This is a genomic window from Thioalkalivibrio thiocyanoxidans ARh2 (assembly GCF_000385215.1).
Lineage (GTDB): Bacteria > Pseudomonadota > Gammaproteobacteria > Ectothiorhodospirales > Ectothiorhodospiraceae > Thioalkalivibrio > Thioalkalivibrio thiocyanoxidans.
In genome coordinates this window covers 23,561-30,000 of sequence record NZ_ARQK01000032.1, presented here as the reverse complement: position 1 = coordinate 30,000, position 6,440 = coordinate 23,561, and the positions used below count along the sequence as shown (strand labels likewise).

The following is a 6,440-nucleotide window of genomic DNA, read 5'->3' as shown; positions in this document are numbered from 1 at the left end:
GTTAACATTCCTGTACCTCGCGTTAATGCGATGGGGGGACGGAGAAGGCTAGGTCATCCGGCTGTTGGTGTCCGGTTTAAGTATGTAGGGAGTGTCCTTAGGCAAATCCGGGGACACAATCCTGAGATACGATGACGAGCTCCCACGGGAGCGAAGTGACCGATGCCCTGCTTCCAGGAAAATCCTCTAAGCTTCAGTTAACGCGGGACCGTACCCCAAACCGACACAGGTGGGCAGGGTGAGAATCCCAAGGCGCTTGAGAGAACTCGGGTGAAGGAACTAGGCAAAATGGTACCGTAACTTCGGGAGAAGGTACGCCTTGGCTGGTGATGGGACTTGCTCCCTGAGCTGGTCGAGGTCGCAGAGACCAGGCCGCTGCGACTGTTTATTAAAAACACAGCACTCTGCAAACTCGAAAGAGGACGTATAGGGTGTGACGCCTGCCCGGTGCCGGAAGGTTAATTGATGGGGTTAGCTTCGGCGAAGCCCTTGATCGAAGCCCCGGTAAACGGCGGCCGTAACTATAACGGTCCTAAGGTAGCGAAATTCCTTGTCGGGTAAGTTCCGACCTGCACGAATGGCGTAACGATGGCGGCGCTGTCTCCACCCGAGACTCAGTGAAATTGAAATCGCAGTGAAGATGCTGTGTACCCGCGGCTAGACGGAAAGACCCCGTGAACCTTTACTACAGCTTCACACTGAACTTTGAGCTTGTTTGTGTAGGATAGGTGGGAGGCTTTGAAGCTGGGACGCCAGTCTCAGTGGAGCCACCCTTGAAATACCACCCTGGCAAGTTTGGAGTTCTAACCCAGGCCTGTGATCCAGGTCGGGGACCGTGTGTGGTGGGTAGTTTGACTGGGGCGGTCTCCTCCCAAAGAGTAACGGAGGAGTGCGAAGGTACCCTCAGCGCGGTCGGAAATCGCGCGACGAGTGCAAAGGCAAAAGGGTGCTTAACTGCGAGACAGACACGTCGAGCAGGTGCGAAAGCAGGTCTTAGTGATCCGGTGGTTCTGTATGGAAGGGCCATCGCTCAACGGATAAAAGGTACTCCGGGGATAACAGGCTGATACTGCCCAAGAGTCCATATCGACGGCAGTGTTTGGCACCTCGATGTCGGCTCATCACATCCTGGGGCTGAAGCAGGTCCCAAGGGTATGGCTGTTCGCCATTTAAAGTGGTACGCGAGCTGGGTTTAGAACGTCGTGAGACAGTTCGGTCCCTATCTGCCGTGGGCGTCGGAGATTTGACAGGATCTGTCCTTAGTACGAGAGGACCGGGATGGACGCACCTCTGGTGTTCCGGTTGTCACGCCAGTGGCATTGCCGGGTAGCTAAGTGCGGAAGGGATAACCGCTGAAAGCATCTAAGCGGGAAACCCACCTGAAGATGAGATCTCCCTGGACCCTCGAGGTCTCTGTAGGGCCGTTGAAGACTACAACGTTGATAGGCTGGGTGTGGAAGTTCAGTAATGGATGAAGCTAACCAGTACTAATTGCCCGTGCGGCTTGACCATATAACACCCAAGGTGTTGTTGGTTGGTCTCGACTGACACATCACTGTTGTACACATCACCTAGATTGCATTCCGAATTCAGATGACGCAGCGCTCGCGCTGGGTGATCTGGCCAGTTTGTCTGGCGGCCATAGCGAGTAGGAACCACCCGATCCCATCCCGAACTCGGAAGTGAAACTGCTCTGCGCCGATGGTAGTGTGGGGCCTCCCCATGTGAGAGTAGGTCACCGCCAGGCATTAATCCGAAGCCCGGTTCCCGATAAGGGGGCCGGGCTTTTTTTATGCATCTCTCGGTGTGGGTAGGATGATCGTCGCGGGAGTTCTCGCGGCAGAACGGTAGAAGACGGGTTTGGGTATGGCTCGAGGGAAGAAACGAACGGATGGAGGGTTGGTCGCGGTCGGGCTGGTTCTGATCGGGATTGGCAGCTATGCGGTCCTTGGGGGCGAGGTTGCGTTTACCCCCATTGCCCCTCGGGAGGGTTCGGGATTTGGCGGGCCGATCGCGACCATTATCGGGCTCGCCTTCATCGCGGGCGGGGTCTATTTCCTGCGGGAATCGCGCCGCTAGGCGTACGGTCCGAGAGCCGGCGGCGCGGCGTAGGGGCGGCTACGGGATACAGCGCCACTCGAATCCCGTGTCCTGGGACGCAATGGCGATCTCGTCGCGACTGGCGCCGACGCCCGCGCATAGGGCCTGTTCCGCCAGTTCGGGGCGGTTGTTGTCGCTGGAAAGATGCATTCCGATCAGGTGTGCGAGCCTCGTCGTGTCGGCGCTCTGGAGAAGGCGGGTCGCGTCATGGTTGGGCAAATGGCCGTAGCCATCCGCAATCCTGCGCTTGAGCTTGTGCGGATAGCGGCCGGATGCGAGCAGGTCCGGACAGTGGTTGCATTCCAGTAGCAGGCCTTGGGCCCCGGAGGCGATGTCGACCATGTGGGGCGAGATATGCCCCGCGTCGGTCATCAGGACGAGTCGTGATGCGCCGTCGGAAAAGACGAACTGGGTCGGTTCACGGGCGTCGTGCGGGACCGTGTAGGGGATGACCTGGGCATCATCGACCTCTACCGGGAGGTCTGGCTGGATCGGCTCGAAATGGGCGAACCCGGCGTCGCGGGCCGCCAGACGAGTCCCCGTGGAGGCGTAGACGCGGAGGCCGTAGCGCCGCGATAGGGCTGGCGCGGAGCCCAGATGGTCGCCATGCTCGTGGGTCACGAGGACGGCGTCAAGATCGGAGGGGGCAAGCCGCTGACGGGCGAGGCGCCGCTCGACTTCCTGCATCGAGAAGCCGCAGTCCACGAGCAGGCGCGTCGAGCCGATCTCGACCACGAGTGCGTTGCCGCCACTCCCGCTGCCAAGTGAACAGAATCGGATCACGGATTGCTCCGAAGGTGATTGCGCGGCGGCCTTGCCCGGTTCGCGGAAGACCCTGCTGCGGCCCCCTCGCCATTCCAGCAGGGGGAGCCTGGGGGCGCGCCCTCGCGGGCTTTCTAGCGCTGCATCTGCGTCTGAATGCGCTCGAGCACGAATTCGGCGTCGCGATTGCTCAGGCGGTCGCCCTCGAGATCACGTGCCTCGATCAGCAGATCGCCATCGCCACGGTCCTGCAAGCGGACCTGGTAGCGCTCGTTTTCGCGTCGATCGCCACCGCGGCCAAAGACGCGGCTGAAGAAACCGCGCTCTTCACGCTCGCCCGTCATGCCGGGGCGGTAGGTCACTTCGTAGATTCCGGCCTGGCGATCCTGCTCGTCCACCAGCAATCCGGCGCGATCCAGGAAGGTCCCGAGCTGGCGCCAGACACGGTCGTACTCGCCGCCCAGCAGCAGGGCGGGTGAGCCGTCATGTTCGGTCAGCTGCAACTCGGTCGGCCGGTCAACGAGGGTCTCGGCGACACGTGCGCCGCCTTCACCCGGATCGCCGGTCGTGAGGTATACCAGCAACCGGTTCAGCATCTCGGCTTCCAGTTCCGGGTCGGACGGGCGCATGGCCCAGCGCCAGGATTCACCCTCGGCCTGTTCCTCGGCGCCGCGGTGGGTGATGTAGATCTCCGACTGGCCGTTGGCGCGTTCGACGCGCATGCGGTACTGGTCCCGGGTGTTGGCGTCGTACACGTTGCCAAGGGCACGAGCGAAGATGTTCTGCGTGCCGCGCAGGGGGATGCCGGCTCGGTCTTCGGCCCATTCGGTTTGCATCACGCCCACCTGGGGCTCGTTGCGTTCCAGCCGGAGGTTCTGGCTGTCCCAGAAGGCAACCAGGCGATCCCAGATCTCGCCGGGGTCGCCATCGACCTGGAGCCAGCGCGTGCCACCGTCGCGCATCAGTTGCACCTCGGCGGATTCGGGGAGCACCTGCACGTCGGCCGCTGGAGTCCCGGGCTGGACCTGCCCGGGCTGTTCCTGACGCTGGGCCGTGTCCTGCTGCATGTCGCGGGCGCTGATGCGGCCTCCCGGATCATCCGGGAGGCGGTAGGCCCGCTCGGTGTCCGGCGCGATCAGGTCCGGCGGGACCTCGAGGTCCTCCATCTGCCGGCTCATCTCGTATTCCGGGCCGGTCTGACGATCGCCGCCCCAGGTTCCGCAACCAGCGACGGCGAGACCCGTGGCGATCGCGAGGGTGGCGCGCGTGGCGGAGTAATAGGGCTTGGAAGGCAATTTCATGATCGGACTCAGACCTCAATGCCGGCCTGGCGCATCGCGTCCAGTACCGGTGCATGGAACGGTTCGGAAAGGGGTGTCAGAGGCAGACGGATACCTTCCTCTATCATCCCCATACGCTGCAAGGCCCATTTTACGGGGATGGGATTGGCTTCGAGGAACAGGGCGGAGTGCAGCCCGTCGAGCTGACGGTTGATCTCGCGGGCTTCGTCCGCGTGCCCCTCGCGTACGGCGCGGCACATGCGGGCCATCAGGGCCGGAGCGACGTTCGCGGTTACCGAGATGACCCCTTGCCCGCCGGCCAGCAGGAACGCCAGCCCGTTGGCGTCTTCGCCACTGAACAGGTCGATCCGGCCGCCCACACGCTGGACAAGCTCCGCAGTACGCTCGTTGCTGCCCGTCGCTTCCTTGATGCCGACGATGTTCGGGATCTCGGCGAGGCGCTCGACCGTTTCGGGCAGCATATCGACCGCGGTTCGCCCCGGGACGTTATAGAGGATCTGCGGGATATCCACGGCCTCGGCAATGGCCTTGTGGTGCAGGTACAGACCTTCCTGCGTGGGCTTGTTGTAATACGGGGATACCAGCAGGCAGGCATCCGCGCCGGCCTCGCGGGCGCAGCGCGTCAGCGCGATCGCCTCGCGCGTAGAATTCGCGCCAGTGCCGGCGATCACCGGCAGGCGACCGCCGACGGTCTTGACCGTATGGGCGATCGCCTCGCAGTGTTCGTCGAAATCGAGGGTGGCCGATTCGCCGGTGGTGCCGACCGCAACGATGGCGTCGGTACCGGCCTCGATGTGGAATTCGAGGAGTCGATCAAGCGCCGGCCAGTCAAGACTGCCGTCCGCGTGCATCGGGGTCGCCAGTGCGACCATGCTGCCTTGAAACATCGACTCCTCCAGCGACGGTAATGGTGCAGTCTAACGGGCGCGCGACAAGGCGTTCAAGAATCCGTGCGCGGACCACGTCTGGAGCGCGCCTGGGCGGGGCCGCGACCGTTGGCGTCAATCAGGCGAGGTGGTATGTTCCCAACCATCATGCCCGCAGACGCATCCAACCCCTCCAGCGTTGTGCCAGGACTCCGGCCGGTCGGCGGCGCCTTCTGCTGCAGAGGCCGGCATGGCTGAGGTGGTCGGGGCCGGCTCGCATACCCATCTGATCCTGAACCTGATCGGACCCGACCAGCCTGGCCTGGTGGCCGGCGTCACCCGAGTCATCGTCGACACGGGCTGCAACCTGGAGTCCAGTCGGATTACCACCCTGGACGGCTACTGCTGCATGGCGCTGAGCGCCAGTGGCAACTGGAAGACCCTCGCCACGCTGGAAGCCCGCCTGGAGCGCCTGGAGGCCGAGCTGGACCTCGCGGTCACGGTGCGTCGCGGGCCGCTGGATGAATCCAGCCAGCCCGCGATGGCCTATGCCGTGGATGTGGTCGCGCTGGACGCACCGGGGCTGGTCAATGCCCTGGCCGATTTCTTCACCAGCCGCGGGGTTAACCTGCGCGACGTGCAGACGCGTGTCTATACCGCCCAGCACACGGGCGCGCGCATGTTCGCCGCCAACATGGTGGTGGACATCCCGGCGGGACAGCACCTGGCCAGCCTGCGTGGCGAATTCATGGATTTTTGCGACGAACTGAACCTGGATGGCGTGCTGGATCCGATCAAGGCCTGATTCCGGTCCGGCGCCGTTCGCCCCAACCACGACCCGGAGTGACCCTTATGACGATCGCCATTGACCAGACCGTTCCCGAAGATCTGCGCGTGCCGGCCACCGGTGGGCAGACCCTGGGCCCGGGCGACTTCCGCGGCAAGATCGTGGTGCTCTATTTCTACCCGAAGGACAGCACGCCGGGCTGCACCAACGAGAGCCGCGACTTTGCCGCCAACAAGGCTGCGTTCGATGCCGCCGGCGCGGTCATCCTCGGGGTCTCGCGCGACAGCGTGAAGAGCCACGAGAACTTCCGCACCAAGCAGGAGCTGCCGTTCGACCTGCTGAGCGACGCCGACGAGCAGTTGTGCGACGCGTTCGACGTGATCAAGATGAAGAACATGTACGGCAAGCAGGTGCGCGGCATCGAACGCTCCACCTTCCTGATCGACGAGCAAGGCGTGCTCCGCCGGGAATGGCGCAAGGTCAAGGTGCCGGGGCATGTGGACGAGGTCCTGGCCGCGGTACGCGAGTTGGCCGGCCGGTGACGCCACCCGCGCGTTCGCCTGCCGCTGCGCAGCTGGCAGTAGACGTTCGACCCATTTGTTTTCGACTCACCCCGGCCGCGGA

Annotated in this window: 6 protein-coding genes and 2 rRNA genes (1 of these 8 cut by a window edge); 5 read left to right on the top strand and 3 right to left on the bottom strand. The window is 63.3% G+C overall.

The features are described 5' to 3' along the window. The 3 genes from G372_RS0102240 to G372_RS0102230 all read left to right on the top strand — a co-directional run. Positions 1–1,512: ribosomal RNA gene (locus G372_RS0102240) — 23S ribosomal RNA — on the top strand; it begins 1,368 nt to the left of the window's first position. A 119-nt stretch (positions 1,513–1,631) separates the two neighbouring features. Further along, positions 1,632–1,747: ribosomal RNA gene (gene rrf / locus G372_RS0102235) — 5S ribosomal RNA — on the top strand. A 119-nt stretch (positions 1,748–1,866) separates the two neighbouring features. Then, positions 1,867–2,079 carry a hypothetical protein gene (locus tag G372_RS0102230; protein ID WP_026279122.1) on the top strand — a complete coding sequence of 71 codons (213 nt, stop codon included), beginning with the start codon at positions 1,867–1,869 and terminating at the stop codon, positions 2,077–2,079. Positions 2,080–2,118: 39 nt separating this feature from the next. Here G372_RS0102230 and G372_RS0102225 read toward each other — a convergent pair whose 3' ends face one another. The 3 genes from G372_RS0102225 to dapA all read right to left on the bottom strand — a co-directional run bounded on the left by G372_RS0102225 (position 2,119) and on the right by dapA (position 5,050). Continuing rightward, a complete protein-coding gene (locus G372_RS0102225; RefSeq protein WP_019624616.1) occupies positions 2,119–2,835 on the bottom strand; it encodes an MBL fold metallo-hydrolase in 717 nt (238 codons plus the stop codon). Between the two features lie 161 nt (positions 2,836–2,996). Continuing rightward, complete coding sequence (gene bamC, locus G372_RS0102220) at positions 2,997–4,163, bottom strand: outer membrane protein assembly factor BamC (RefSeq protein ID WP_038070639.1); 1,167 nt, start codon at positions 4,161–4,163, stop codon at positions 2,997–2,999. An 8-nt stretch (positions 4,164–4,171) separates the two neighbouring features. Continuing rightward, positions 4,172–5,050, bottom strand: a complete 879-nt coding sequence (gene dapA / locus G372_RS0102215) for a 4-hydroxy-tetrahydrodipicolinate synthase (protein ID WP_018865349.1) — start codon at positions 5,048–5,050, stop codon at positions 4,172–4,174. Between the two features lie 229 nt (positions 5,051–5,279). Between dapA and G372_RS0102210 the strand changes: the two genes are divergently transcribed. Together G372_RS0102210 and G372_RS0102205 are read left to right on the top strand one after the other, a co-directional pair. Continuing rightward, positions 5,280–5,834, top strand: coding sequence for a glycine cleavage system transcriptional repressor (locus G372_RS0102210; protein ID WP_018865350.1), 555 nt, complete (start codon positions 5,280–5,282; stop codon positions 5,832–5,834). Positions 5,835–5,881: 47 nt separating this feature from the next. Beyond that, on the top strand, positions 5,882–6,358 hold the full coding sequence (locus tag G372_RS0102205; protein WP_018865351.1) for a peroxiredoxin: 477 nt from the start codon (positions 5,882–5,884) through the stop codon (positions 6,356–6,358). Positions 6,359–6,440: the final 82 nt, after the last annotated feature.